Below are 23,870 nucleotides of genomic sequence, written 5' to 3'. Positions count from 1 at the left end.
CTTTAGATTATGCCCTGCGGTCCGATTGGGTTCCCAATAGTCAAAGGTTATGCTCCTGTCAACGCAGCGCGGTCTGCAGTTTTGCCATGAGAGAATCCTGCGGCGATCCGGCTGCAATGGTATCTCTCACAAATCCCGCCAGCTTTGGTTCATCCGTCACGATACCGTCCACGCCCAGCCGGATCAGTTCCCTCATGTCCCTCTCTCCGTTTACCGTCCAGGCGTAGAATGCTTTTCCCTGTTCATGTGCGGAGTCCACAATCTCTGCGGTGACGGAGCCCGCGCCCACGCTGAAGGCGTCTGCCGCCTCAAAGCGGCTGAGATTCTCCGGAGCTTCCCGCGTGATATATACTGTACGCAGCGCCGGTTCCAGTTCTTTTACTTTTTTCAGATCGCCGTAATGCATGGACGCCACGGAGCACCACGACTCGCCGCCGTACCGCCGGATGATCTTCACCGCCTCTTCCGCCATCCCTCTGCCATTTTCAGCGGTCTTTCCGTCCCCCGATTTCAGTTCGATCATGAGTTCGATCCGGCCTTTGGCTTCGCTTACCATCTCCCTCAGCTCCGGTATCCGCTCACCCTCCTGATCCAAAGGGCCGTACAGTCCGGCTTCCAGCGCCTTCAGCTCTGCCAGCGTCAGATCCGACACCCGTCGGTCTACGCCCTCCGTCCGGAACAGCGTGTCGTCATGGAGCACCACCAGTTCCCCGTCCTTCGTCTGACGGACGTCGATCTCCGCTGTCTGCGCACCGGTAAACTGCGCTCTGCGAAGGGCCGCCAGCGTATTTTCCCGCTCCGTCTCGGCTCCCGCCCGATGAGCCACGATCAGCGGCTGAGGCGGGGAAGTCCAGCTGTGAAGGCTCGCCACAGACATCCCCATATAAAACAGTATGATCACTGCCAGCACAAACAGCTGCGAAGCGGGCGTCCTTCTCTTTTCTGCGGATCTGCGGCCTGAAAACAGCGGCTTTACGCAGGCGGGCCTCCCTCCGTGGTACTGGTGATACAGGGAGGTCAATATTCCCATCCCGCAGACGATCGTGTAGACAGAGACGAAAATACTGCCCGTATCCTTCAATTTTGCGCATACAAACCAGAAAGCGTAGGACGCCTGCTCTCCGCTGTAAAAAATCTGTGCCCACAAAAAAAGAGCGGCGAGAACGGCGAGGCAAAACAGTGCGGCCGCCGCTACGCAGAAAAAAAAGTACAGGGCCAGACAGACCGCCGCTCCGACTCCATTTCCCGAAAGCATCAGGCGGCTTCTGCGGGCGGCGGCCCGAAAGCCGCCGTTTTCCAGTACGACCTCTGGAACAGCAAAGCTATGTCGCAGGACTGCCAGAGCAAACAGGCAGAACAGAACGGCTGCGGCCCCGCGAAACACAGGCGTCTGTGCGGATCCTCCGGACATGGACTCTAACAGTTCCAGCCGCCGCAGCGGTTCAGACGAAATTGCAAAACCCGTAAATGGGAGGAGCAGGATCAGGTAAGGGATCATGAGCGCCTTATCCGGTCTGAAAAGCAGAAACATTTTGCGCAGCGCGCCGCTAAGAAGCTGCAGCGGCCCTCTTTTGCTTCCGTTCCGGGCCCCTTCAAAGTAAAGCAGCACTCCGGCGATCTCCACGTAAAGGGAGCAGGCCAGGATCAGCAGCCAGACAGCGGCCAGCACCAGAGCGCCTGGATCCATCAGCAGATGCAGTAAGCCCGTACCGGACATTCCCGCCGTCCCAGCCTTTTTCACGATCAGTGACAGTATGCCGTCCTGAAGCGGGATCAGCATGAGGAGAAGGAACTTCCACGAAAGTATAAAAATAAGCAGGGCGCTCCAATCCCAGAATATAAAACGAATGGTGTTTCTGAATATTTCCGCCGTTTCCGCCCGCCTCTTTGCCATCTGATCCTTTTCCTCCCCAGTTGTCCGTTTCGCTTCATCATTACTGTTTTATTCTTCCGCGGCATGGTGGCGGATATGCAGTAAATCCCGGGATTTTTCCCTTCGCGCCAAGAATTTTCTTACTGTTTGACCAACCCAGATAAACAAGCTATAATAGACCATATTCGTCTAAAAATCGACTGGATCGGCAAACGCGGAGTAAGACCCCGGAAGGAGGAAGTCTTAACATGAACCCGGAGTACATCTATGAATTTACTATTTCACCCAATTATCGTTCTCTGGACGATATTTCGGATGAACAGCTGCGCTCTTTTCTCACCGTCCTGCCCCGTATCTTTCCCGGCGGGATCGTCTGCTACGACACTTCCAATTTTGATCTGTTGTTTCTCAGCCAGGGCGCTGCGGATCTCTTCGGTTTTTCGCATATTAAGCTCTCACCCGGAGGCACCTACTCGCTTCCGGTCTCCACGCCCGCAGACGCGGTGCGGGAACTTCTCTACGAGGGAAAGAAACAGATCGACACGGTTGGACAGCTCCACCTGAATATCGCGGTCTCCAGCAATACAGGGGAGACCATTCACATCCGTCTGGACGGCGGTCTGGCGGAAAATGCGGAATGGGGCTCTTATCTTATCTGCATCCTATCGGATGTGACCGGACCCCTGCGGGAGTTTTCCAACCTGCACAACTGCGTGGACAGGGACGAACTGACAGGGCTCTATGTCCGCTCCGCCGTGGAGTGTCAGTGCGGACGCTATCTCCAGTGGGTAGGCAATTATAAAAACCACGCCATATTCCGCATCGAGCTGGACAACTTCCGCGCTGTGGTCAGCGCTTTGGGAGAAGATACGGCCAACGAGATCCTGAAGACCACCGGCGCTCTGCTGACCGGCGCCTTTCGCGCGGACGATCTCCTGGGGCGCCTGGGCGATCATGAATTCTTCGTGCTGATGAAAAATGTCCCTGACCAGAGGATCGTAAAAAACCGGGCCTCGGAGATCTGTCACATGGTCAGCCGTCTCTTTATGGAATACGAATATCCGCCGGGTTCCTGCAGCATCGGCATCACCTACGGAAGACTGGACGCCCTGAGCCTGAAAGAAAATATGGACAATGCGGACCTGTCTCTGTTCCGGGCCAAAGAACGGGGAAAAAACAACTGGAGCATCTGTGAATACGATTACCTCAGCAATACCAGCCGCGAGAGCTGCTTCGGCAGCGCCGGACGGTGCAGCAATCTGGAAGAATAAATCTATTTTTTTTGAACCTTTCGACAGATTATGATACAATACTTTTGTATTGTGTTATGCGGGAACGCCTGACGCCATGGGGGCCTGGGGCTGCGCAGAACGCAAAAGCAGACAGAAAGGAGATCCCAATTGCTTTTTGCCTACGTTCTCACACCTTTTGCAGCCGCGCTGCTGCTTCTTTTATGTCAGAAATGGATCCGCGGGCGCGCGGGGTGGTTTGTGCTTCCTGTACCCGCGGCGCTTTTTGCGCTGTATCTGTTTCAAATGCCTGTTGTCGCCGGGGGCGGGTCTGTCCGCACGGAAGGATCCTGGGTGCCTCTGCTGGATCTGAATCTATCCTTTGAACTCTCAGGGCTCTCGGCGCTTTTTTCGCTTCTCATCACCTTCGTCGGTATGGTGGTGATCTTCTACTCGATCTTTTATCTATCCAAAAAAGAACGCCTGATCCATTTCTACATATATTTACTGATGTTCATGGGGGCCATGCTGGGCGTGGTCACCGCCGACAATCTTCTCATCCTGTATCTGTTCTGGGAACTGACCAGCGTGTCCAGTTTTCTGCTCATCGGATTCTGGTTTGAAAAGGAACGGTCCCGCTACGGCGCTCAAAAAGCCATGCTGATCACCGTCTCCGGCGGTTTCTGCATGCTGGTGGCCTTCGTTCTCATAGGCAGCGTGTGCGGCACCTTTGAGATCAGCGCGATCCTGGCTCAGGGCGAACTGCTGCGGCAGAGCGCTCTCTATCCCGCCGTCGCCGTGCTGATCATGCTGGGCGCTTTTACAAAATCGGCCCAGGTCCCCTTCCACATCTGGCTGCCCTCCGCCATGGAAGCTCCTACTCCGATCAGCTGTTATCTTCACTCCGCCACCATGGTAAAAGCCGGGATTTTTCTGCTGGCCCGTTTTACGCCCCTGCTGGGAGGCACTGTCCTGTGGAATACGACGGTGACCGGCGTGGGGCTGATCTCCCTGCTCTTCGGCTCTTTCATGGCTCTGCGGCAAAAGGACCTGAAGGCGCTGCTGGCCTATTCCACCATCAGCCAGCTGGGTCTGATCATATCCCTGTTCGGTATGGGCACCGAGGCCGCCGTGCTGGGCGGTCTGTTCCATCTGATCAATCACTCCGCCTTCAAGGGAAGCCTGTTTCTCATGACCGGCATCGTGGACCACGAGACCGGGACCCGCGACATGACCCTTCTGCGCGGGCTGGGCAAAGCTATGCCCTTTACCGGCGCTGTGGCTTTCATCGGCTCCTGCGCCATGGCCGGTCTGCCGCCCTTTTCCGGCTTCCTCAGCAAAGAGATGTTCTTTGAGGCGGCGGCGGACGCGCCTTTTTCCGGACTGTCCTACCTGGGCGCCGCCGCCTGGCTGGTACCGGCTGCAGCGGTTCTGGCAAGCCTCTTTACCTTCGTCTATTCCCTGAGCATTTTCGGAAAGGTCTTTCTCGGAAAAGAGCTGACGTCGGATACTCCCAAGCATCCGCACGAAGCGCCTGCCGGCATGCTGCTTCCTGCATTCATGCTGGTCTCTCTGAATCTGGTATTCGCCCTGGCGCCCAATTTCTTCGGCGGAGCGCTGGTGGCTCCCGCGGCGAAACAGGTCCTGGGACTTTCCGCCCCGCCGCATCTGCACATCGCCTTCTGGCACGGGATCACGCCCGCGCTGATGATGACTGCAGCCGTCGTCGCCGCCGGTGCGCTGCTCTACAGCCGGCTTGGGCCCTTCCGCCGGGCCGTCATGCGGTTCTCACTGCCCATCGGCGCGAACAGAGCCTACGACTGGAGTCTCCCTGCTCTCATCGGCGGGACCGGCCGCATTACAGACGCCTACATGACAGGCAACATCTCTCATTACCTGGGCTACATTCTCGCAGCCTGCCTGGCTGTGGTAGGTCTGCCCGTGGTTTTGTTCGGCTTTGCCAGTGAGATCTTTACGGCGGATCTGGCCCGCATCGAACTCATCGAGATCGCAATGACCGCCATCACCGTGGCCGCGGCCATACTGGCCGCCACCATGAAAAAACGTGTCCACGTCATCCTGGCGCTGGGAGCCGCCGGCTACATGGTCTCCATGTTCTTCGTCATGTTCAGCGCCCCGGATCTGGCCCTGACTCAGCTTCTGGTAGAAACGGTGACGTTGATCCTCTACGTCATGGTCCTGCGGCAGTTCCCCTCGGGCATGGACCCCGCCCCGGAACGGCAGGACAAGCCCGCGGCAAAATGCGGCCGGCTGCTGATCTCCGCGGCTGTGGGAGCTTCCATGTTTTTCATCAGCATGTTCGCCCATTCACACCGGCTGTTCGAAACGATCTCCTTCTTTTTCACACACAACAGCCTGCGCCTGGGCGGAGGCAAGAATGTAGTAAATGTAACGCTGGTGGATTTCCGTGGACTGGACACCATGGGCGAGATCTCCGTGCTCTGCATGGCGGCTCTGGGCGTTTACATACTCACCTCCCTGTACACGGACAGCAGCGGAAAGACCCGCGCCGAGGAACGCCATTCGGGCCCCCAGGACAGCTACGTGCCGGGCAATGACAATGATATCGTCATTCTGACGCTGGCCAAGCCCATCTCCTTCGTCATCCTGTTCGTCTCCGTGTATCTGTTCAGCGCCGGACACAACAATCCCGGAGGCGGCTTTATCGCCGGACTGATGACGGCTTCCGCCCTGCTGCTCATGTATATCACCGAGGGCAAACGCTCCATCGAAAGGCTGCCGGCCCATCTGTCCTCCTTTCTTCCCATCGGGCTGTCCGTGGCTGTAGCCTGCGGACTGGGAGGCGTGCTGGCTGGCAGGGCCTTCCTCACCCACACCTTCGGTCACTACACCATTTCCGCTCTCGGAGGGATCCACCTGGAGGTGGCGACGGCCATGATCTTTGATTTCGGCGTCTTCCTCGTGGTGATCGGAGCCGTCATGTCCATCATTTACAATATCGGAAAATCGAAGTAATCAGCACAGGAGAAATTTTATGGAAACATTGATATCAGTTCTGGTCGGAATACTGTTTGCAGCGGGCACCTACATGATCCTGTCCCGCAGACTGCTCCGCATCGTCTTTGGCACCAGCCTGCTTTCCAACGGTACGCTTCTGTTTCTGATGCTTTCCGGCAAGCTGCAGCGAGGCGAGTCTCCCATTCTCACTCCCTTCGCTAAGACCTATGCGGATCCGCTGCCCCAGGCTATGATCCTGACCGCCATCGTGATCAACTTCGCCATCACCGCGTTCTGTCTGGTGCTGTGCTACCGCACTTATCATTCTCATGGCAGCGACGATGTAGATGATCTTACGGGAAAGGAGGACGAGCATAAATATGGGCATTAATACAAACCTTCCGCTCCTGCCCATACTGATCCCCATGATCACGGGAATCCTGCTGTTTTTCGCGAGAAAGCGGGTGCTGTTTCACCGGACGGTGAGCGCTGTCAGCGCCCTGGCCATGGTGGCCGCCGCCGTCTATCTGCTCTGCACTGTCAAAGCGCAGGGCATGCTGGTATTCTGCGCCGGCGGCTGGAGCGCCCCCTACGGCATCACTTTCGCCGTGGACCTGTTCTCCTGCATCATGGTGCTCATGGGTTCCATCCTCTCCTTCACCGGCCTTCTGTTCAGCTACTGCACCATCGACAGGGAGAAGGAGATCCACGATTATTATATTCTGTGGCAATTTCTCATGCTGGGCATCAACGGGACCTTTGTCACAGGGGATCTCTTCAACCTGTACGTATTCTTTGAGATCATGCTCATCGCCTCCTACGGCATTCTGGTCATCGGCGGCTCTAAGCCGCAGCTGCGGGAGACCTTCAAGTATCTGCTCATCAACATCGTCTCCTCCATCATCTTCCTGATCGCGCTGGGGACGCTGTATTCCATGATCGGTTCTGTGAATATGGCCGACGTGGCGGCCAAGATCGCCACCGTGGAGGACCCGCATCTGGCCACAGTATCCGCCATGCTGCTCTTTATCGTCTTCGGCGTCAAGGGCGCTATGTTTCCGCTGTATTTCTGGCTGCCGAAGGTACACACCGTGGCCGCCGCGGCCGTCAGCTCCATCTTTTCCGGCCTTCTCATCAAGGTAGGGGTCTGCTCCATGGTCCGCGCCTTCACGCTGATCTTCGTGGGAGACAGCGCTTACACCCACACCTTTATCATGATCGTCGGCGTCCTCACCATGTTCTTCGGCGTGTTCGGCGCGGTGAGCCAGATGAATTACAAGAGCATTCTCGCCTATCACAGCATATCCCAGGTAGGCTATATGGTTGCGGGACTGGGGCTGTTCACTGTCTCCTCCGTGGCCGGGACCATCTACTTCATCGTACACCACGCCTTTGTAAAGGCCTGTCTCTTCCTGACCGCAGGCGTGGCTGAGGAGATCACTGGAACAAAGGAACTGAAAAAAATGGGCGGCCTGCTAGGGCTGTATCCCGCTCTGGGCTTCCTGTTCTTTCTTGCGGCCATGTCCCTGGCCGGAGTCCCGCCCCTTTCCGGTTTTTTTGGAAAGCTGATGCTGCTCCTGGCCGCCGCCGATCTGAAAAACTACTGGATGATCGCCTGCGCCATGGCCGTGGGCGTGCTGACGCTGTTTTCCATGGTAAAGATCTTCATGTACGCCTACTGGGGAACGCCGGCCCGATCCTACACGCCGGCGGAAGGCTTTCTGCCCTCCGGCGGCAAGCGGTACCTTTGCAGCCTGATCCCCATCGCGGTACTGGGACTGCTGACCGCCTGCATGGGTCTCTTCGCTCAGCCCGTTCTGTCTCTGTGCACGGAAGCAGCAGAGCAGATGATGGATCCCCGTTATTATATCGACGCTGTTTTGTACACTGTCGGCGGCCGTCACTAGAAAGGAGGTTTCCGTTGGCACAACAGTTTCTTCTCAACCTGAGCCTGGCTTTTATCTGGACCTTTTTATCCGACTCCGTTACCATGGCGGGATTCCTCTTCGGTTACGCCCTGGGAGCGCTGTTTCTCTATCTGTTTTATGTGCACGCCGGAAAGACCTTCTACCTGAAAAAGCTGTGGAAGTCTCTGGTCCTGCTGGCTGTGTTTTTCAAAGAGGTCATCAGCGCCAACCTGACAGTGCTGCGCTACGTCCTCTCTCCGCTGGATCACCTGAATCCCGGTATCATCGCCATGCACGTGGACTTCGACACGGATTTCGAGCTGGTGCTGCTGGCCAACATGATCACTCTGACGCCGGGAACGCTGACGCTTGAGATCTCCACGGACAACAAGACTCTGTTTCTCCACGTGCTGGACAGCTCTGACCCGGAAAAGCTGATCGCCCACATCCGCCGGGAATTTGTGGACCGCATCAAGGAGGTGAGCGCGCCGTGATCGATTTTCTCGTATCCTATCCGCTGATCGGCAAGTGCGTAGACCTGATCCTTTTCATGGCGGGTCTGGCCGCCGTGATCAATCTGGTGACCATCGCGCGGGGCAAGACCCTGGCAGACCGGGTCATCGGCCTGGACGCTCTGGGAACGCAGGTTATGGCTCTTATCGTTCTCTATGCTTTTAAGCACGGCACGGATCTCTACATGTCCGCCGTGCTGGTCATATCCATACTGAGCTTTGTGGCCCTGGTGGTTTGGAGCAAATACATCCAGCAGGGCAACGTCGTCTATCCGCTGAAAGCTCCCCACAAAGAAAAAAATTCCCTCCATATAGAAGAAGGGATCTGGGAGCGGACTCAGGCCAAAGACGCGGAGGAAAAACAGAAGGAGGTGCAGAAATATGAGTGAACTGTTTCACGGCACTCAGGGGGCAGACTGGATGTTCGAGCTGATCATCTGCCTGTTTCTGGTGGTAGGCGGGATCTTCTGTCTGGGCGGAAGCATCGGGCTGCTGCGCTTTCCCGATATTTACTGCAAAATGCAGGCCCTCTCCAAGCCGGTGACGCTGGGGATCTTCAACCTCATCATCGCATACATCCTGTTCCTGCTCTACGCCGGGATCGGCCTGTCCATGAAGGGCCTGCTGGCCGTGGTCTTTCTGCTGCTGACCATTCCCATCGGTTCGCACATGATCATCAAAGCCTCTTACCGCAGCGGCGTCCCCATCTGGACGGAAAGCCTTATGGATCAGCTGGCGCCTCTGCACTCCCGCGAAAAGGACAACCCCGGCGCCCAGATCCGGGCCGAGGTCCGCAAAGCCCCAGAGGACAGTCTGGCTCAGGATATTCACAGTGTCCGCGTCTTTACCGACGAAGACGGACAGCATGCCGAACCGGAGGATAAAAAAAAGCCCTGATATATCAGGGCTTTCTGCCAGCGTGCGCGCCGGGACCTGGTTCTATCCCCTATCTCTGGGGAATGATCTCCAGCCAGTATCCGTCCGGGTCTGCAATAAAATAAATACCCATCGCCTCGTTTTCAAAGCAGACCGCGCCCATCTTCCGGTGCTTTTTCAGCGCCCCCTCGAAATCGTCGGTCACGAAAGCGGTGTGAAATTCGTTCTCCCCCAGATCGTAGGGTTCCTTTCTGTCCCGCAGCCAGGTCAGTTCCAGCTGATGGGACGCGCCCTCCGTCTCCAGATAGACCAGAATGAAGCTCCCGTCCTCCGCTTCTTTTCTGCGCGCTTCCTTCATCCCCAACGCCTCGTCGTAAAACTTCAGCGATTTTTCCAGATCAAGCACATTGATATTATTGTGGACCACTTTAAAATTCATCTGTATCCTCCTGTCCTGTCGACTTTTTATCAGTCGGCGCATGAATTTGCTGTAATCAACCATCCTATTACTGTTCCCTCCGTCTCTGCCGCCTGCCAGAAGACGAAGTCCCACATTTTGGGGCTATTTCCCCCATAAGACCTGCTGCCATCATGGGAAAATCCGCGCACGGCGTCTGCCGCGCACAGAATCCGTAAAATAGCCGGTCTGTGGCTATTTTACCACAAAATCAGCTGCAGCTGTATGGACGGCGTGATTTTTTTTAATTTCTTTTGATGTTTTTTGAATAAAAATGATTGATTTTGACTGCAAATATGATATTATCTTATTAGATCACAGAGCGGAGACCGGCGCGGGACGTCCCCGCCGAATAGATATGAAATGCCAAACATAAAGAAGTAGTGAAATTGATATCGGAGGTTAAAAATGAAAACAAAAATAGCGATCAACGGATTCGGCAGAATCGGAAGGCTCACCTTCCGCAAAATCTTTGGCAGCGATGAATTCGACATTGTGGCCATCAACGATCTGAGCCAGCCTGATATGCTGGCCTATCTGCTGAAATACGACAGTGTACAGAAGGCCTACGAAGGCCACACTGTGGAACACGACGAAGCGTCCATCATCGTGGACGGCAAGAAGATCCCGATCTACAAAGAAGCCGATCCCTCTAAGCTGCCCTGGGGCGACCTTGACGTGGACATTGTGCTGGAGTGCACCGGCTTTTTCACCTCCAAGGCCAAATCCCAGGCCCATCTGGACGCGGGCGCGAAGCGGGTCCTGATCTCCGCTCCTGCGGGGAGCGATATTCCCACCATCGTCTACGGCGTAAACCACAGCATCCTTACCAGAGAAGACACGATCGTCTCCGGCGCTTCCTGCACTACCAACTGTCTGGCCCCCATGGCCAAAGCGCTGAACGATTACCGCGAAGTGAGGACCGGTTTCATGACGACTATCCACGCTTACACGGGTGATCAGATGATACTGGACGGACCTCATAAGAAAAACGATTTCCGCCGCGCACGGGCAGGCGCCATCAACATCGTGCCCAACAGCACCGGCGCCGCAAAGGCCATCGGACTGGTCATCCCCGAGCTGGACGGCAAGCTGGTAGGTTCCGCTCAGCGCGTCCCCGTAGCCAGCGGTTCGATCACCATACTTGACGCGGTACTGAAAGATTCTTCTGAGACCGTCACACTGGAAGGGCTGCACGATGCCATGAAAAAGGCCTCCAACGAGTCCTTCGGCTATACTGAAGAGGAACTGGTATCCACCGATATCATCGGCATGTCCTACGGATCCCTGTTCGACGCCACCCAGACGCTGGTGGCCAGAAGCGGAACCGGCGTGTTCCAGGTCCGGATCGTTTCCTGGTACGACAATGAGATGAGCTACGTCTCTCAGCTGATCCGCACGCTGAGACATATGAGCACGCTGATCTGATAGCCGCTGCCGATCACAGTCAGCCGGCAGCGCCGCTGAAAAACTGAGATCAGTCAAAATCGTCGGAAACGTCCAGGCGATGTTTCCCCTACCATAGAAAGACCCCCGGCTTTCTCCTCTGCCGGGGGTTTTGTTCTGCACTTTCTCCGCCGCTTTTCATATGGGCCGGCAGTCCCCTGTCTGTCCGGCTCCGTCTGGTCCGTTCCCGGACTGCCCGCCTTCTTCCTTCTGACCGTCCTGCCCTCCGTCATTTCTCAGGCTCCGCCGCAGGTACTCTTCCAGATTCTTTTTGTAATACAGTTTGTTTCCCTTATCCAGCACGAACTCCACGTGAGGCCGGGCCTTTTCCGCATCTCCCGCCTTCATGTACATCATGCCCAGGGCGTAGTGCATCCCCACCTCCTGAAAGGGGAGCACCGGCGGTATTCTTTTAAAATAGTCTTCCACGAAATCAATATCGCCCATGTCCTGATGCCGCTTCAGCTCCTCCAGCCGTATGACCACGTCCAGCTGCATCGCTTCCCGCTTTCCGGCCCTGTCCCGCATCCGCACCAGCTCCGCCACCGTCTGCGCCCGCTTATCGGTCCACTCGTACTGACCGTAGCTCAAAAGCAGCGTATTGAAGTAGATCGTCTTTTCCCCTGCTTTCAGCTGACGGGGATCCTCAATATTGCTCTGGATGGCGATAGCTGCCTGAGGTTCCCCTGCCAGCGCCATGCACTGAGCCAGAGAGAGGATCTGCCGGATCATCGTGCTCTTTCCCCGGGGCATGGGAAAGCGGGCGTAAGCCCGTATATAGGCGAACTCCAGATAGGGATCGCACATCTCGTATACCGGAGCCTTGGCCTGCCGGGCGGTTTTCCTCATATAACTGAGCACCGCCAACAGGATCACAAATTCCACCGCCAGCCCGATGACTGAATCCAGATACAGCAGACAGAACAGCAGCGCGCCTGCGACCACCGCCAGCAAAACGATCTTGTCCCGCAGAAATTTGTTTGCCAGATACGTTCCCCTCTGCTCTACCTTTTCCAGCTCCCGCTGGATATTTTCATTGGACCAGTCTGCGCCCTTTACATTCCATCTATCATTCATCGCAACCTCCGCCGTTTTATCATCTTCCAGGCCTTTCTCAAAGACCCGGCCGCGGCCCCAGGACCGGAGCCGACTTTGCCATATACAGTAGTATATCACAGCCGGCGGCCGGGAGGAATACCATTTGACGGATCGGCGCGATCCGCGTTATTCTATAAAAGCAGGGAATCCATAACAAAAAAGGGCCGTTTCCTCTGAGACGGCCGATCACATAGGGAGGTAACACTATGAAAACATCATCCGAGCTGCGTCGCCAGCTTCTTTCTATCGACCGCAAGGGTTATCCGGCATACAAATCTCTGGCCGGTCAATACGCATTTGACCGCTACACCCTCTGCATCGACCACGTGCAGGGGGATCCTTTTGCCGCCCCTTCCCGCCTGCGCATCGTCATGGACCGCCGTGTCAGCGGCTTCCCCCCGGAGCTCTTTGACCGCCCCTGGAAGCGGACTGCTCTGGAGGATCACATCAACCGCCTGTTTTACAACGCCATCGGCCGCGCCGGAGACCGGGCCCGCGGTTCCGGAAAAAGCGGTCTCATCTCCATCAGCCGCTGCGGGCAGGAAGTGCTGAAGCGCACGGCGGTGGACGTGGCCGCCGCGGGGGTGACGGTGCGCTTTGAAGTGGGTTTCCCCGCCGCAGGGCGCACGATCCTGGCCGGAGAACTTGAGAAAATACTCTTCTCCATCCTGCCGGAGATCGCAGAGAGATCTCTGATCTACGGCAATCTGAACAAAAAACTGGTCCAGGCCTGCGTGGAATTATCCGAGGATCAGCACGCCATCCGCCAGGAGCTCCGCGCCCGAAATCTGGCCGCTTTTGTAGCCGACGGCGCTGTGCTGCCCAGAGAGAGCGGGGTATCAGAACGGCCCATGAACGGCGGCCTGCCCTTCCGCTCTCCGGAGTCCCTGGCCGTCACGCTGGATCTGCCCCACAGAGGCCGTCTCACCGGCATGGGGATCCCCTGCGGCGTCACGCTCATCGTAGGCGGCGGCTATCACGGCAAATCCACCCTGCTGAAAGCTCTGGAACGGGGCGTCTACGATCACATCGCAGGCGATGGCCGGGAGTATGTGATCTGCGACGGCACTGCTGTAAAAATAAGAGCTGAAGACGGACGGAGCATCTGCCGCACCGATATTTCCTCCTTTATCAATAATCTGCCCAACGGCAAGGATACGAAGGAATTCACCACGGAAAACGCCAGCGGCAGCACATCCCAGGCCGCCAATATGGCAGAAGCGGTGGAAGCCGGCAGCCGCCTTCTCCTCATCGACGAGGACACCTCGGCCACGAACTTTATGATCCGCGACGACGTCATGCAGAAACTGATCACACGGGACAAGGAGCCCATCACGCCCTTTACCGACCTGATCCGCCCCATGCTGGACGAGCTGGGCGTTTCCACCATTTTGGTAGTGGGAAGCTCCGGTTCTTACTTCCGCCTGGCCGACACTGTGATCCAGATGGACGCCTATGAGCCGAAAGACATCACGGAGAAGGTACGCCGGCTGACAGGCCAATGGAATCCGGCGGATCCTTCGCCGGCCAGCCCCGGACCGGCCGGGCCCGCAGAGACGCCTGCGGACCGGTCAAAGACGCTTCCCGAACTGCATATCGACTGCGGGCGAAAGCTGGAGCCGGGCTCCGTGTCCCAGGGCGACCGGGGCGTGAAGATCAAGGTAAACGGTCGTGACAGCCTGATCATCAATAAGGACGTCATCGACCTGCGCTATGTGGAGCAGCTGGTGGATCCCGAGCAGCTCATGGCCCTGGGACGCATCCTGGAATTCGCTGAAGAGCGCCTGGCCGGCCGGGGACTGACGCTGACCCAGGCGGCGGACTCCATCGTGGAAGAGATCAACGCGAAAGGGCTGTCGGCGCTGGCGGGAAGCCACCGTTTTTCCGGATCGCTGGCCATGCCCAGAAAACAGGAGATCATGGCCTGTCTCAACCGGTTCCGCCGGCTGCGGGTCCGGCGGTAGGCCCGCGCCCTTTTCCCGCTGACTTTAGAAAGGACCAAAGCCCACAGCGCCGCAGATCACCAGCAGGACCATAGCGATCCCACTGTTGATGAGAATGATGGGCAGCGCAAACCGAAAGTATTTCTCATAGGGAATTCTGCACACGGAGAGCACGGCCATCAGCACCGCCGAGGTGGGAAACAGCGCGTTGGACAGTCCGTCCCCAAACTGAAACGCCGTTACCGCGGTCTGGCGCGTAATATCCATGATGTCCGCCAGAGGTACCATGATGGGCATGGTGATCATAGCCTGACCGCTGCCGGAGTTGATGAAAAAGTTGATGATCGTCTGGACGATGAACATGCCCACCACCGTCACCTGCTCAGGCAGCAGCGTGATGACGTTGGCCAGTCCGTGAACTACTGTATCGATGACCTGTCCGTCCTCCAGTATGACGATGACCGCCCGGGCCAGGCCGATAAGCAGCGCGCCGTAGGTGGCCGTCTTGGCCCCTTCCACGAACTCCTCGCAGATCCGGTTTACGCCGATCCTGCCCACAAAGCCGCAGAGAATGCCCATGGCCAGAAAAATAGCGCCCATTTCCGTCAGATACCAGCCCCGCACGATGATGCCGTAGATCATCACGCCGATGGCCGCCACCAGGATCAGAAGGATCAGCTTTTGCCGTCCCGACAGCGCCGGTACGTTTTCCAGGTCGATTACCTGATCCCGTTCCCTGATCTCCAGATCCCGGACCAGACTCTTCTCCGGATTTTCTCCGACTTTCCTGGCATAGCGGGTCACGTAAAGGCTCACGGAGATCAGAAAGATCACCAGAAATATCGCCCGCATTCCCAGGCCGGAAAAGGTGGGGAGTTCCGCGACGCTCTGGGCCACGCCCACGGTAAAGGGATTCATGCAGCCGGCCACGAATCCCGCGTTGGCCCCCAGGACGACCATAGCGCAGCCTGTCATGGCGTCGTAACCCAGAGCCCTGGCCAGCATAATGCCGATGGGCGCAAAGATGATCGTTTCCTCCGACATGCCGAAGGACGCTCCCGCCAGGGCGAAAACGCCCATGAACACGGGAATTCCGATCCGTTCCTTGCCCCGCATCAGCTTAGCCAGGCTGGATACTCCCACCACTGTGGCGCCTGTGGCGTTGACCACCTGAAAAGCGCCGCACACGATGAAAATGAAGAAAACGATGGACGCCACGTTGGCCAGCCCCTCCGGAACAGCGGTGAACAGCGCCGCCGGATTGAGAAACGTCTTTTCCACCGTGTGATAAGATCCCGGGTCGGCCATCTCCACGCCCGTCTCCCCCACCACGGTGTCGTAAACTCCGCTGGGGAGCAGGTAGGTCATGACGAAACCCAGCAGAATGATGATCGCAAGGATCACAAAGGTATGAGGCACCTGTAATTTCTTTTTTTCTTCCATCCTACTCCTCCAGTTCCCGTCCCACCATGTAGACCCAGGAGCGCGGCTGCGAAACAGTGTAAGCCCAATAGCCGATCACCCGGCCGTCGATGGGGGACAGCACGCGATCCACTTCCTCCCCGAACAGATTGGTGATAATGGAAAGGGTGTCGCCCTTCTTCACCCTCTGTCCGCCTTTCTTCTGGGGTTTGTGGATGCCGCCGTGCTTTGCATAGATATACTGTACGTCCACGTGATATTGGCTGTCGAAACGCTTCACCTCTCCGTCCAGGATCTTCCACAGGCGCAGTACGTTGAAGACGCCGTCCGCGATACGCGATACGTTCTCCTCCCGATTCGTGGCTCTTGTGGTCTGTCCTCCGATCTCCGGAGTGATGGCGGGGATGCCGGCCGTGTAGGCCAGCTCGTCCAGAATTCCGTTCTGGGGCTCGCATACCTGGTTTCTCCACAGCGCGTCCAGCCCAAAGGCCTCGGCCATGGCCCGTGATCTGGCGCTGATCTCATCGCCGTAGGACTGGTACAGCGTAACCGGCTCCAGATAGAGATAATTTCCGCCTCCGTGGATCGTGATCAGCCCGTCGGCGTGCTTCACGATATTGTTGAAATAGTAGTCCGCCACGCTCTGGGTCAGATAGCCCTTTTCCTGACCCGGATACGTCCGGTTCAGATCAATGGGCACGAAATCCAGCGTGCTGTAGCGCTTCATCTCCGCGAAGGCCTCCGCGTGCACCGCGGGCACGCAGACCAGATTCCCCTTCATGACTGCAGGATCCGCCCGCCGGAAGGCCTCGATGATACCCTCGCAGCCCTCGTACTCATCGCCGTGGGCGCAGGCGTCCACCACGATCGTCGGTCCATCCTCCGCGCCGATGGCCATCATGACAGGCAGATTGACCCAGGTGCCGTTGGGGCGCTGTGCCAGAGGAATAAATCCGTAGACCTTCCTCCCCTTCACCGCAAGCTCTTCTTTTAAATTGAAATTCTCAAATGTGTTCATCGTCTCCGCGACCTCCTTTTCTTATAACACGGGAAACATCGTCGTTGATATCTCCGTTTGATCTAAAGCCTCCCCTTTGGAAGCGAGCCCCGGGGCGGATCATGCTTCCAGAGGAAACTTTTTTATCTGTCTTCTTATAAACGCAACATCCGTGCCAGATCCGCAGCCCCTCCAAAAAAAAAACACTGCAGGCCGCAGTGTTTCAGGCTTTCTAACTGGTATCCTCCCACTCCCTCCTTTTTTCTCAGACCGCGGGTCCAGCTCAAAACAACAAAATCGGTACGATATCCGGATTCATTTTCGCCCGAATATCATACCGATCCATCCCGTTTGCTCTTAAATTTTGATCCGCGCCCTGTCAGGGAAGGAGGTTCTCTTCCCTCAGGTAATCCACGATCCTTTTGATCTTGTATTCGCTGACCTCCACGCCCTGATCCTCCAGCACCCGCTTCAGTCTGCGCCTGCCCAGCTTCCTCCGGCGCAGAATCCCCAGGATCGCTTCCGCCAGAGCCGCCTCCTCAGGCAGCAGGGGCATTCCCGCCGTTTCCCTCGTTCCCCGCTTCTCCTGCCGGCTCTCTTCCGTCTCCCGGTAGTCCGGCGGCAGGTCCTCCAAGGTCAGCGTACCGCCGCCGCACAGCGCTGTCATAAACTCCACGCAGTTTTTCAGTTCCCGCACATTTCCATCCCAGTGGATGCGCTGCAGCCGGTCCGCCAGTTCCCCGCTGATCCCGTAGTCCCCGTGTCCGCAGCCGTCGCAGAACGCCCGGCACAGCAGCGGGATGTCCTCTCTGCGTTCTTTCAGGGAGGGGACCCGGACTCTGGCGTTATTGAGCCGGTAATACAGATCGCGCCGAAACGACCGTTCTCCGAAGAGTCGGTTGAAATCCGCGTTGGATGCGGAGATCACCCGAACGTCCACCGGGATCACGCCCGTCCCGCCTACCCGCATGACCTCCTTCTCCTGCAGCACGCGAAGAAGCTTTGCCTGAGTCTCCACCGGCATATCCCCGATCTCGTCAAGAAAGATCGTGCCCTTGTGGGCCAGCTCGAACAGTCCCTTTTTTCCTCCCTTTCTCGCCCCCGTGAAGGAACCTTCCTCAAAACCGAAAAGTTCGCTTTCCAGCAGATCCCGCGGCAGCGCCGCGCAGTTCACCGCCACGAAGGGATAGGCCTGACGCCGGGAGTGATTGTGGATGGACTGTGCGAACATTTCTTTTCCCACGCCGCTCTCCCCTGTGATGAGGATCGCCAGATCCGTTGCGGCGATCCGCTTGCAGATCTCAATGCACTCCTGCATCCGCGGGCTCACCGTGATAATATCGTCAAAGGAGTATCGCGCTGCAAATCCTTTTCGGGCCATCATGATCCGATAATCGTTTTCTAATTTCTGTATTTCGTTGACGCTTCTGATGACGAATACGTGACCCTGAACTTCGCCGTACAGCGCGATAGGCTTTTTCGTCACCACCACGTTGCGCCCGGTCTCCCTGACCGTCGTGATCTGGTTGGTCACAGATCCGGCGCTCATGAGAAATTCCCTCAGAGACCCGGGGAGTTCTTCCACGCTGCGCAGCTGTCTCCGCGCCGCCTTCCCGCCTCTTTCCTCCGCGCCGCAGAGCGCCGCCGCGGCGCTGTTGCTCTCCACGATCCGGTAATTCAGGTCCGTTACGATAACAGCCTCGTTCATACTCTCCACCACAGCCGCCAGCTGCCGTTCCGTGGTCCACGTGTACTTTATGGAATCCACGATCCCCTGATTGGGCGACGCCACCACCTGCGAATACCGGTTCAGCCTTTCATTGACCGTATCGTCCAGCACGTCCAGACGGCGGGCGATCTCCGCGAAGGTCGTCCAGCTGATCCGGTAGTAGCCGATATTGATCACTTTCTCCACCGCAGCGGGTATGGTCACCACGTTCTCCGTGGTGATCACAGTGCGGATCCCCCTCATGCTCTCCCCATCGCAGCCGGGCACGATCATCTGGTATTCTAGGTGATTGTAACCGCAGGCGTTGAGTATGCCGATGGTCTCGAAGGCCAGGGTCTCCGAATAGTCCGCCAGCCCCACCCTCTCGCCGCCGGCCACTCCGGCCAGGGGCGCCAGCTTATCCTTCTCAAAGCTTCTGGTCATGTACATGATCTGATTTCCGCCGGTCAAAAAAGGCGACACGTAGCCGGTAACGTCCGCAAAGGACAACAGCAGCAGATCAGCCCCGGAAAGCTCCATTTGCCCTTCATCCTCATCCACGCAGTACGTTCCGATCTCGATGAGCCCGTCAAAGAAATCCTCAAGCTGCTCCAGATATCTGTTTTTTGCTTTTCGCTCGTAAGTGACCAGCACCAGTTTTTTCTTCCTCTTTTCTTTTCCCTGCTGTCTACCGGCAGTCATCCTTTTCCTCTCTTTCCCCATCGCGTCCTCTCGCTCCGGCGGCCGGCTCCTTCCCCCGGCCGCCCCGGCTATCTCCCTCCGCCCATCGCCCCGGTCTTCCCCAGCGGCTCTCACAGGTGGATCCCGTGTTTCCTCAGCTTATAATTCAGCGCCTGGCGGGTCATGCCCAGCTGCCTGGCCAGATCCGTGAGGTTGTAGGCGTAAGGGACCCGGGAGAGGATATAATGTTTCTCGTACTGCTCCACGGCTTCCTTAAGAGGCATGACCTGCGCCCTGGCTTCCGGAGGACAGAGCATGGATCCCAGACCGCCGCAAGGCTCCTGCTCGTCTAAAAACACCGGCAGACTGGGATCGATGGGATCGTTCCTGTCGCCTGACGGCTGCCGCATCCTGTTTTTCATATAACCCGGCAGATCCTCGACCTCGATCAGCGGTCCTTTGGCGAAATTGAATGCGCCCTCCAGAGTATTTTTTAACTCCCGCACATTTCCGGGCCAGGAATATGTCCGAAAAAACCAGGCCACCTGCGGCGAGACGTCCTTCACCTGCGGATTGATCTCACGGTGGTAGCGATCCACAAAATGTCTCACCAGTACCGGAATATCTTCCGGCCGCTCGCTGAGCGGCGGCACCTCGATCTGCACCGCGCTAAGCCGGTAGAACAGATCGCTTCTCAGCTTCCCCTGCCGGATACACGTAAGCGGCGGTTCATTGATGGCCGCAATGATCCGCACATCCACCAGTATCGTCTTCGAAGATCCGATCCTGGTCACCTGCTTTTCCTCGATCACCTTCAGCAGCTTAGCCTGCATGGCCAAGTCCATGGAATTGATCTCATCCAGAAAAATGACGCCCCCTTTGGCCTGTTCAAAGATCCCCTCTTTATCCATCGCGCCGGTGTAGCTTCCTCTCACAGTTCCGAAAAACAGACTCTCAAGAAGATTCGCAGGGATCGCGGCGCAGTTCTGAGACAGAAACGGACCCTTGTTTCTCCCGCTCTCGCTGTAGATAGACTGCGCCACCATCTCCTTTCCCGTTCCCGTCTGCCCATAGATCAGCACAGGCGATCCGGTGCGCGCCGTCCGGAGGATCCGTTCCTTCATCTGCCTGACCGCCTCAGACTCTCCGATGATATCCGACAGTTTGAAGCGCTTCGGTTTCCTAGCTGCGGCCGTCTGCGGCGCGGCCTCCTGAACATCCGACGGTTCGCCGCTGAGATCGATCTCACGGATCATGAAATTTGAGTATTTTACAATGCAGATAGCCCCGATGATCTCTCCGTTCCTCTTGATCGGATAATCATTCTCCAGATAAGTGACCTTCTCTCCCCCTGCAAAGTGGCGCTCTGTAAACTGGTTCGTAGTGGCCGTTCCCCGCAGCGCGCGGTACACGTAGCTGCTGTCCTCCGTCAGCTCCGGATAAACTTCCAGTACATTTTTCCCCAGCACCTCTTTTTCCTCAAAGATACCCGGGCAGGAGCGGATGATTTTGCAGTGGCGGATGACCCCCTCCCTGTCCACGATGATGTAGCCGTCGGCGAATATCCCCAGATCGATCAGGACCTCGCTGCCCAGACTGATCAGACTTTCACTATATGTTTTATCCATACTGTTCCCTCTGTTTGACTGTGATAAATCCAAAATGGCCTGCTGTACTTTCATTCTGCCGTGATCGGCCGCAGGCCGTCAGGACAGAATCCGCGCATGGCGTCCGCCGCGCACAGAATCCATATAATAGCCGCTTTGCGGCTATTATATCACAGGAAGGTCTCCCCGAAAAATATTTTTACAGATACGCAACAAATTTTCCTATCCTGTAAAAATAGCAGCGGTCTCTTTCGAGCAGGATACGGCCCCGCCGCTTTCCCTGTCCCGAAAAAGGCCGCTCCATCTACCCGCAAAGCCTGAAAATCCAACGCCGGCGCTTTCTTAATAATAATCGGCAGCACAATAAAACACACTGGCACAGGTCTTGCTCTATCTGTAAATATCTTATTCAGTTAAAAACAGGAGGAACAAACATGAAGCGTTATAACAAGGAGAAGATCAGAAAATTTGTGGAAGCAGTCTTTCTTCAGGCCGGTGTTGCGGCGAAAGATGCGGCTCAGGCTTCTGAGGTGATCATCCAGGCCGACAGCAGCGGGGTGGAGACCCACGGACTGGCCAGACTGAAGCCCTACATGGGGCGCTACCGCAACGGCGGCATGAACCTTACCCCCAACATTCACCAGATCAACGACTCGGACGTGGTGATCGCCCTGGACGGAGACAACGGTTGCGGTCTGCTCAACGGCCCTTACGCCATGAAGCGATGCATTGAAGCCGCAAAAAAATACGGCGCAGGCCTGGTGACCGTAAATCACAGCAGCCACTTTGGCTGCGGCAACTACTACGGCTGGAATTTTGCCAGAGAAGGACTGATCGGCATCATCTTTACAAACACCGCGCCTCTGGTCTCTCCCACCGGAGGAAAAGACCGTCTGTTCGGCACTAATCCACTGACCATCGCCATCCCCGCCGGCAAAAAAGACCCCGTGGTGCTGGATATGGCCACCACAGTCGTCTCTCTGGGCAAGATACAGGTGAAGGCTCTCGCCGGAGAATCCATACCGCCGGAATGGGCAAAGGATAAAGACGGAAATCCCACCACAGACGCCGCTGAAGCGCTTGAGGGAACGCTGCAGCCCATCGCCGGCTACAAGGGCTACGGACTGGCTCTTATCATCGACATCTTCTGTTCCGTCCTCGCCCAGGCTTCTTTTGGAAAAGAACTGATGCAGATGAACGAGATCTATACCACGAAGCCGGAAGGGCTCGGTCAATTTATGATGGCCATCGACCCCTCAAAGCTGATGCCCATGGAATTCTTTGAGAGAAGAATGGAGGAGTATATCGACTTCATAAAGTGCAGCAGCAAAGCCCCCGGCACAGAAGAAATTCTGGTTCCCGGCGAGATCGAGTTCAGGAAATTCAGAGAGATCGAAGAGAATGGCATACCGGTGAGAGACGAACTGGGCGTACAGCTGGTAGAACTCTGCACGGAGATGGGCATGAATCCCAACGGGGCGACAGAGTTCGGCAAACTTCTGGAACAGATCTGCTGAGCCGTCCTGCCTTTATCTTCAGCTCCTTGGCCTGCAGATGACCGCGAGATGACCGCGCGGTCTGAAATTTAATACAAAAAACAAAAAAACCGCCGCAAAATGAGAATTCTGCGACGGTTTCTTGTATGCTTTTTCTTTGTATGGTAAGCGATTAACGCTTGCTGAACTGGGAAGCTCTTCTGGCCTTCTTCAGTCCATACTTCTTTCTTTCCTTCATTCTCGGGTCTCTGGTCAGGAAACCAGCAGCCTTCAGGGCCGGTCTGTTCTCCGGATCAGCAACGCACAGAGCTCTGGAGATACCGTGTCTCAGCGCACCCGCCTGACCGGTAAAACCGCCGCCTCTCACGGTGGCAACTACGTCGAACTTGCCTTCGCTTCCAGCGACCTCCAGCGGTCTTCTGACTTCTCTCTTTACGATCTCCATACCGAAATAGTCTTCCAGCGGCTTCTTATTTACGGTAATGTTGCCTTTACCAGGGATTAATCTGACTCTGGCGACGGATGATTTTCTTCTGCCTGTTCCGCAGTACTGCATTTTTGCCATTTAATGATTCCTCCCTTCGATTAATAGTTCCAGATTTCCGGCTTCTGAGCTTCGTGCTTGTGCTCAGGACCCGCATAAACCTTTAACTTCTTGTACATCTGGCGTCCCAGAGGGCCCTTCGGCATCATGCCCTTAACAGCGTGACGGATGATCTCCTCCGGCTTTCTCGCCTGTAGCTTTTCGAAGGTCAGTTCGCGGAGACCGCCCGGATAACCGGTGTGTCTCTTGTAGATCTTTTCCTGTCTCTTCTTTCCCGTGACTTCAACCTTCTCCGCGTTGATGACGATGACATAATCGCCGGTGTCAACGTGAGGAGTAAAGATCGGCTTTTTCTTGCCTCTCAGAATAGCGGCGGCTTCGGAAGCCAGACGGCCGAGGGTCTTCCCTTCAGCATCCAGAACATACCATTTTCTTTCCACTTCCTGAGGCTTTGCGATAAAAGATTTCATTGTTTACCTCCTTGCCTACTCAGATCGGGCGATGGGGGAATCCGGCGGAACCCTCCGCAGTTCAGATTTCCTACCGCATCTGTCGCATACCTTGTCCAGTACCCAATCGTTTTCAACATTACTGAAATAACGTTTCGGCCGCGGCCGGTCAATCCCAGCCTGTACCTTATGAATATCGTTAAGGCCCCGGTAGAGAGCCAGAACAATCGCTTTCCTGGCTTTTTCCATATCTAACTTCCATCCCCGCAGCAGATCCGGCCGGACCGCCGCAGAAAACGCAGCATTTTGGACAACGAAAAAACCGCACTTTTGCACAGTGCACGCTTATTATATAAAAAAAGGAACGCTCTGTCAAGCATTCCTTTTGTCAATTCTGGCTTGCGCGCAGATTACCGCGTTTTTTGTGGCTGTAAAAATAGTTGTCATTATTTATCTTCTTATGCGCCGTTGTACTGCCCTCAGTTGAAAGCTTTCCCTAGCCTCTGCACTTTTCTAGTCCGCCGGCAGGCTGATCTCGGCGATCTCCCGCAGCAGCGACTTGAACAGCTCCTGCTTTTCTTTCGACATATCCGCCAGCACTGTAGCGTTGACCTCCTCCACCGCATCGAGCACCGGCTCCTGCAGG

At 56.4% G+C, this 23,870-nt stretch carries 19 protein-coding genes; 10 read left to right on the top strand and 9 right to left on the bottom strand.

Annotated features, from left to right (window positions below; translation table 11 throughout):
* Positions 1–58: 58 nt before the first annotated feature.
* Positions 59–1,894, bottom strand: coding sequence for a glycerophosphodiester phosphodiesterase family protein (locus tag E0E37_RS01840; protein ID WP_130861277.1), 1,836 nt, complete (start codon positions 1,892–1,894; stop codon positions 59–61).
* 227 nt (positions 1,895–2,121) lie between these two features.
* On the opposite strand from E0E37_RS01840, the gene E0E37_RS01835 reads away from it, so the two are divergent.
* The 7 genes from E0E37_RS01835 (at position 2,122) to mnhG (ending at position 9,397) form a co-directional block, all read left to right on the top strand.
* Entirely contained in the window at positions 2,122–3,144 is a 1,023-nt protein-coding gene (locus E0E37_RS01835; RefSeq protein WP_130861276.1) for a GGDEF domain-containing protein, read from the top strand.
* A gap of 129 nt (positions 3,145–3,273) precedes the next feature.
* A complete protein-coding gene (gene mbhE, locus E0E37_RS01830; protein ID WP_130861275.1) occupies positions 3,274–6,099 on the top strand; it encodes a hydrogen gas-evolving membrane-bound hydrogenase subunit E in 2,826 nt (941 codons plus the stop codon).
* Positions 6,100–6,118: 19 nt separating this feature from the next.
* A complete protein-coding gene (locus E0E37_RS01825; protein ID WP_130861274.1) occupies positions 6,119–6,472 on the top strand; it encodes a Na(+)/H(+) antiporter subunit C in 354 nt (117 codons plus the stop codon).
* Entirely contained in the window at positions 6,462–7,988 is a 1,527-nt protein-coding gene (locus E0E37_RS01820) for a proton-conducting transporter transmembrane domain-containing protein (protein WP_130861273.1), read from the top strand. Before E0E37_RS01825 ends, E0E37_RS01820 begins: the two co-directional genes overlap by 11 nt.
* A gap of 14 nt (positions 7,989–8,002) precedes the next feature.
* Positions 8,003–8,482: a Na+/H+ antiporter subunit E gene (locus E0E37_RS01815; RefSeq protein ID WP_130861272.1), complete on the top strand. Its 480-nt coding sequence runs from the start codon at positions 8,003–8,005 to the stop codon at positions 8,480–8,482.
* Positions 8,479–8,889, top strand: coding sequence for a monovalent cation/H+ antiporter complex subunit F (locus E0E37_RS01810; RefSeq protein WP_130861271.1), 411 nt, complete (start codon positions 8,479–8,481; stop codon positions 8,887–8,889). The genes E0E37_RS01815 and E0E37_RS01810 overlap by 4 nt, the downstream gene beginning before the upstream one ends.
* Positions 8,882–9,397, top strand: coding sequence for a monovalent cation/H(+) antiporter subunit G (gene mnhG / locus E0E37_RS01805; protein WP_130861270.1), 516 nt, complete (start codon positions 8,882–8,884; stop codon positions 9,395–9,397). Before E0E37_RS01810 ends, mnhG begins: the two co-directional genes overlap by 8 nt.
* Positions 9,398–9,446: 49 nt before the next feature.
* Here the strand turns inward: mnhG and E0E37_RS01800 are convergent, their stop codons facing one another.
* The gene (locus E0E37_RS01800) at positions 9,447–9,815 is read right to left on the bottom strand and encodes a VOC family protein (protein ID WP_130861269.1); all 369 of its coding nucleotides are present in this window, start codon (positions 9,813–9,815) and stop codon (positions 9,447–9,449) included.
* Between the two features lie 426 nt (positions 9,816–10,241).
* Here E0E37_RS01800 and gap point away from each other — a divergent pair, with 426 nt between their 5' ends.
* Positions 10,242–11,261, top strand: coding sequence for a type I glyceraldehyde-3-phosphate dehydrogenase (gap, locus tag E0E37_RS01795; protein WP_130861268.1), 1,020 nt, complete (start codon positions 10,242–10,244; stop codon positions 11,259–11,261).
* A 156-nt stretch (positions 11,262–11,417) separates the two neighbouring features.
* Here the strand turns inward: gap and E0E37_RS01790 are convergent, their stop codons facing one another.
* Positions 11,418–12,356: a hypothetical protein gene (locus E0E37_RS01790; protein WP_130861267.1), complete on the bottom strand. Its 939-nt coding sequence runs from the start codon at positions 12,354–12,356 to the stop codon at positions 11,418–11,420.
* Positions 12,357–12,583: 227 nt separating this feature from the next.
* Between E0E37_RS01790 and E0E37_RS01785 the strand changes: the two genes are divergently transcribed.
* Positions 12,584–14,341: an ABC-ATPase domain-containing protein gene (locus tag E0E37_RS01785; RefSeq protein ID WP_130861266.1), complete on the top strand. Its 1,758-nt coding sequence runs from the start codon at positions 12,584–12,586 to the stop codon at positions 14,339–14,341.
* Between the two features lie 24 nt (positions 14,342–14,365).
* Here the strand turns inward: E0E37_RS01785 and E0E37_RS01780 are convergent, their stop codons facing one another.
* The 4 genes from E0E37_RS01780 to E0E37_RS01765 all read right to left on the bottom strand — a co-directional run bounded on the left by E0E37_RS01780 (position 14,366) and on the right by E0E37_RS01765 (position 20,756).
* Positions 14,366–15,763, bottom strand: coding sequence for a YfcC family protein (locus tag E0E37_RS01780; RefSeq protein ID WP_130861265.1), 1,398 nt, complete (start codon positions 15,761–15,763; stop codon positions 14,366–14,368).
* A 1-nt stretch (position 15,764) separates the two neighbouring features.
* Positions 15,765–16,760 carry a succinylglutamate desuccinylase/aspartoacylase family protein gene (locus E0E37_RS01775; RefSeq protein ID WP_130861264.1) on the bottom strand — a complete coding sequence of 332 codons (996 nt, stop codon included), beginning with the start codon at positions 16,758–16,760 and terminating at the stop codon, positions 15,765–15,767.
* A 358-nt stretch (positions 16,761–17,118) separates the two neighbouring features.
* Complete coding sequence (locus E0E37_RS01770; protein ID WP_165445155.1) at positions 17,119–19,149, bottom strand: sigma-54 interaction domain-containing protein; 2,031 nt, start codon at positions 19,147–19,149, stop codon at positions 17,119–17,121.
* A 110-nt stretch (positions 19,150–19,259) separates the two neighbouring features.
* Complete coding sequence (locus tag E0E37_RS01765) at positions 19,260–20,756, bottom strand: sigma-54 interaction domain-containing protein (protein ID WP_165445154.1); 1,497 nt, start codon at positions 20,754–20,756, stop codon at positions 19,260–19,262.
* A 413-nt stretch (positions 20,757–21,169) separates the two neighbouring features.
* Here E0E37_RS01765 and E0E37_RS01760 point away from each other — a divergent pair, with 413 nt between their 5' ends.
* Entirely contained in the window at positions 21,170–22,252 is a 1,083-nt protein-coding gene (locus E0E37_RS01760; protein ID WP_130861261.1) for an Ldh family oxidoreductase, read from the top strand.
* 151 nt (positions 22,253–22,403) lie between these two features.
* On the opposite strand, the gene rpsI is transcribed toward E0E37_RS01760, so the two are convergent.
* Positions 22,404–22,796, bottom strand: a complete 393-nt coding sequence (gene rpsI, locus E0E37_RS01755) for a 30S ribosomal protein S9 (RefSeq protein ID WP_130861260.1) — start codon at positions 22,794–22,796, stop codon at positions 22,404–22,406.
* 20 nt (positions 22,797–22,816) lie between these two features.
* Positions 22,817–23,245, bottom strand: a complete 429-nt coding sequence (gene rplM, locus E0E37_RS01750) for a 50S ribosomal protein L13 (protein WP_130861259.1) — start codon at positions 23,243–23,245, stop codon at positions 22,817–22,819.
* Positions 23,246–23,870: the final 625 nt, after the last annotated feature.

Source organism: Bacilliculturomica massiliensis (genome assembly GCF_900605495.1).
GTDB classification, from domain to species: domain Bacteria; phylum Bacillota; class Clostridia; order Peptostreptococcales; family Anaerovoracaceae; genus Bacilliculturomica; species Bacilliculturomica massiliensis.
Note: the sequence above shows the minus strand (reverse complement) of the source record. Positions and strands in the feature narration are given on the sequence as shown.

Excerpts from the sequence above, each read along its gene's own strand:
- E0E37_RS01840 (WP_130861277.1), bottom strand. The coding sequence starts at position 1,894 with ATGGCAAAGAGGCGGGCGGAAACGGCGGAAATATTCAGAAACACCATT.
- E0E37_RS01835 (WP_130861276.1), top strand. The coding sequence starts at position 2,122 with ATGAACCCGGAGTACATCTATGAATTTACTATTTCACCCAATTATCGT.
- E0E37_RS01825 (WP_130861274.1), top strand. The coding sequence starts at position 6,119 with ATGGAAACATTGATATCAGTTCTGGTCGGAATACTGTTTGCAGCGGGC.
- E0E37_RS01820 (WP_130861273.1), top strand. The coding sequence starts at position 6,462 with ATGGGCATTAATACAAACCTTCCGCTCCTGCCCATACTGATCCCCATG.
- mnhG (WP_130861270.1), top strand. The coding sequence starts at position 8,882 with ATGAGTGAACTGTTTCACGGCACTCAGGGGGCAGACTGGATGTTCGAG.
- E0E37_RS01800 (WP_130861269.1), bottom strand. The coding sequence starts at position 9,815 with ATGAATTTTAAAGTGGTCCACAATAATATCAATGTGCTTGATCTGGAA.
- gap (WP_130861268.1), top strand. The coding sequence starts at position 10,242 with ATGAAAACAAAAATAGCGATCAACGGATTCGGCAGAATCGGAAGGCTC.
- E0E37_RS01790 (WP_130861267.1), bottom strand. The coding sequence starts at position 12,356 with ATGAATGATAGATGGAATGTAAAGGGCGCAGACTGGTCCAATGAAAAT.
- E0E37_RS01785 (WP_130861266.1), top strand. The coding sequence starts at position 12,584 with ATGAAAACATCATCCGAGCTGCGTCGCCAGCTTCTTTCTATCGACCGC.
- E0E37_RS01780 (WP_130861265.1), bottom strand. The coding sequence starts at position 15,763 with ATGGAAGAAAAAAAGAAATTACAGGTGCCTCATACCTTTGTGATCCTT.
- E0E37_RS01775 (WP_130861264.1), bottom strand. The coding sequence starts at position 16,760 with ATGAACACATTTGAGAATTTCAATTTAAAAGAAGAGCTTGCGGTGAAG.
- E0E37_RS01770 (WP_165445155.1), bottom strand. The coding sequence starts at position 19,149 with ATGACTGCCGGTAGACAGCAGGGAAAAGAAAAGAGGAAGAAAAAACTG.
- E0E37_RS01765 (WP_165445154.1), bottom strand. The coding sequence starts at position 20,756 with ATGGATAAAACATATAGTGAAAGTCTGATCAGTCTGGGCAGCGAGGTC.
- E0E37_RS01760 (WP_130861261.1), top strand. The coding sequence starts at position 21,170 with ATGAAGCGTTATAACAAGGAGAAGATCAGAAAATTTGTGGAAGCAGTC.
- rpsI (WP_130861260.1), bottom strand. The coding sequence starts at position 22,796 with ATGGCAAAAATGCAGTACTGCGGAACAGGCAGAAGAAAATCATCCGTC.
- rplM (WP_130861259.1), bottom strand. The coding sequence starts at position 23,245 with ATGAAATCTTTTATCGCAAAGCCTCAGGAAGTGGAAAGAAAATGGTAT.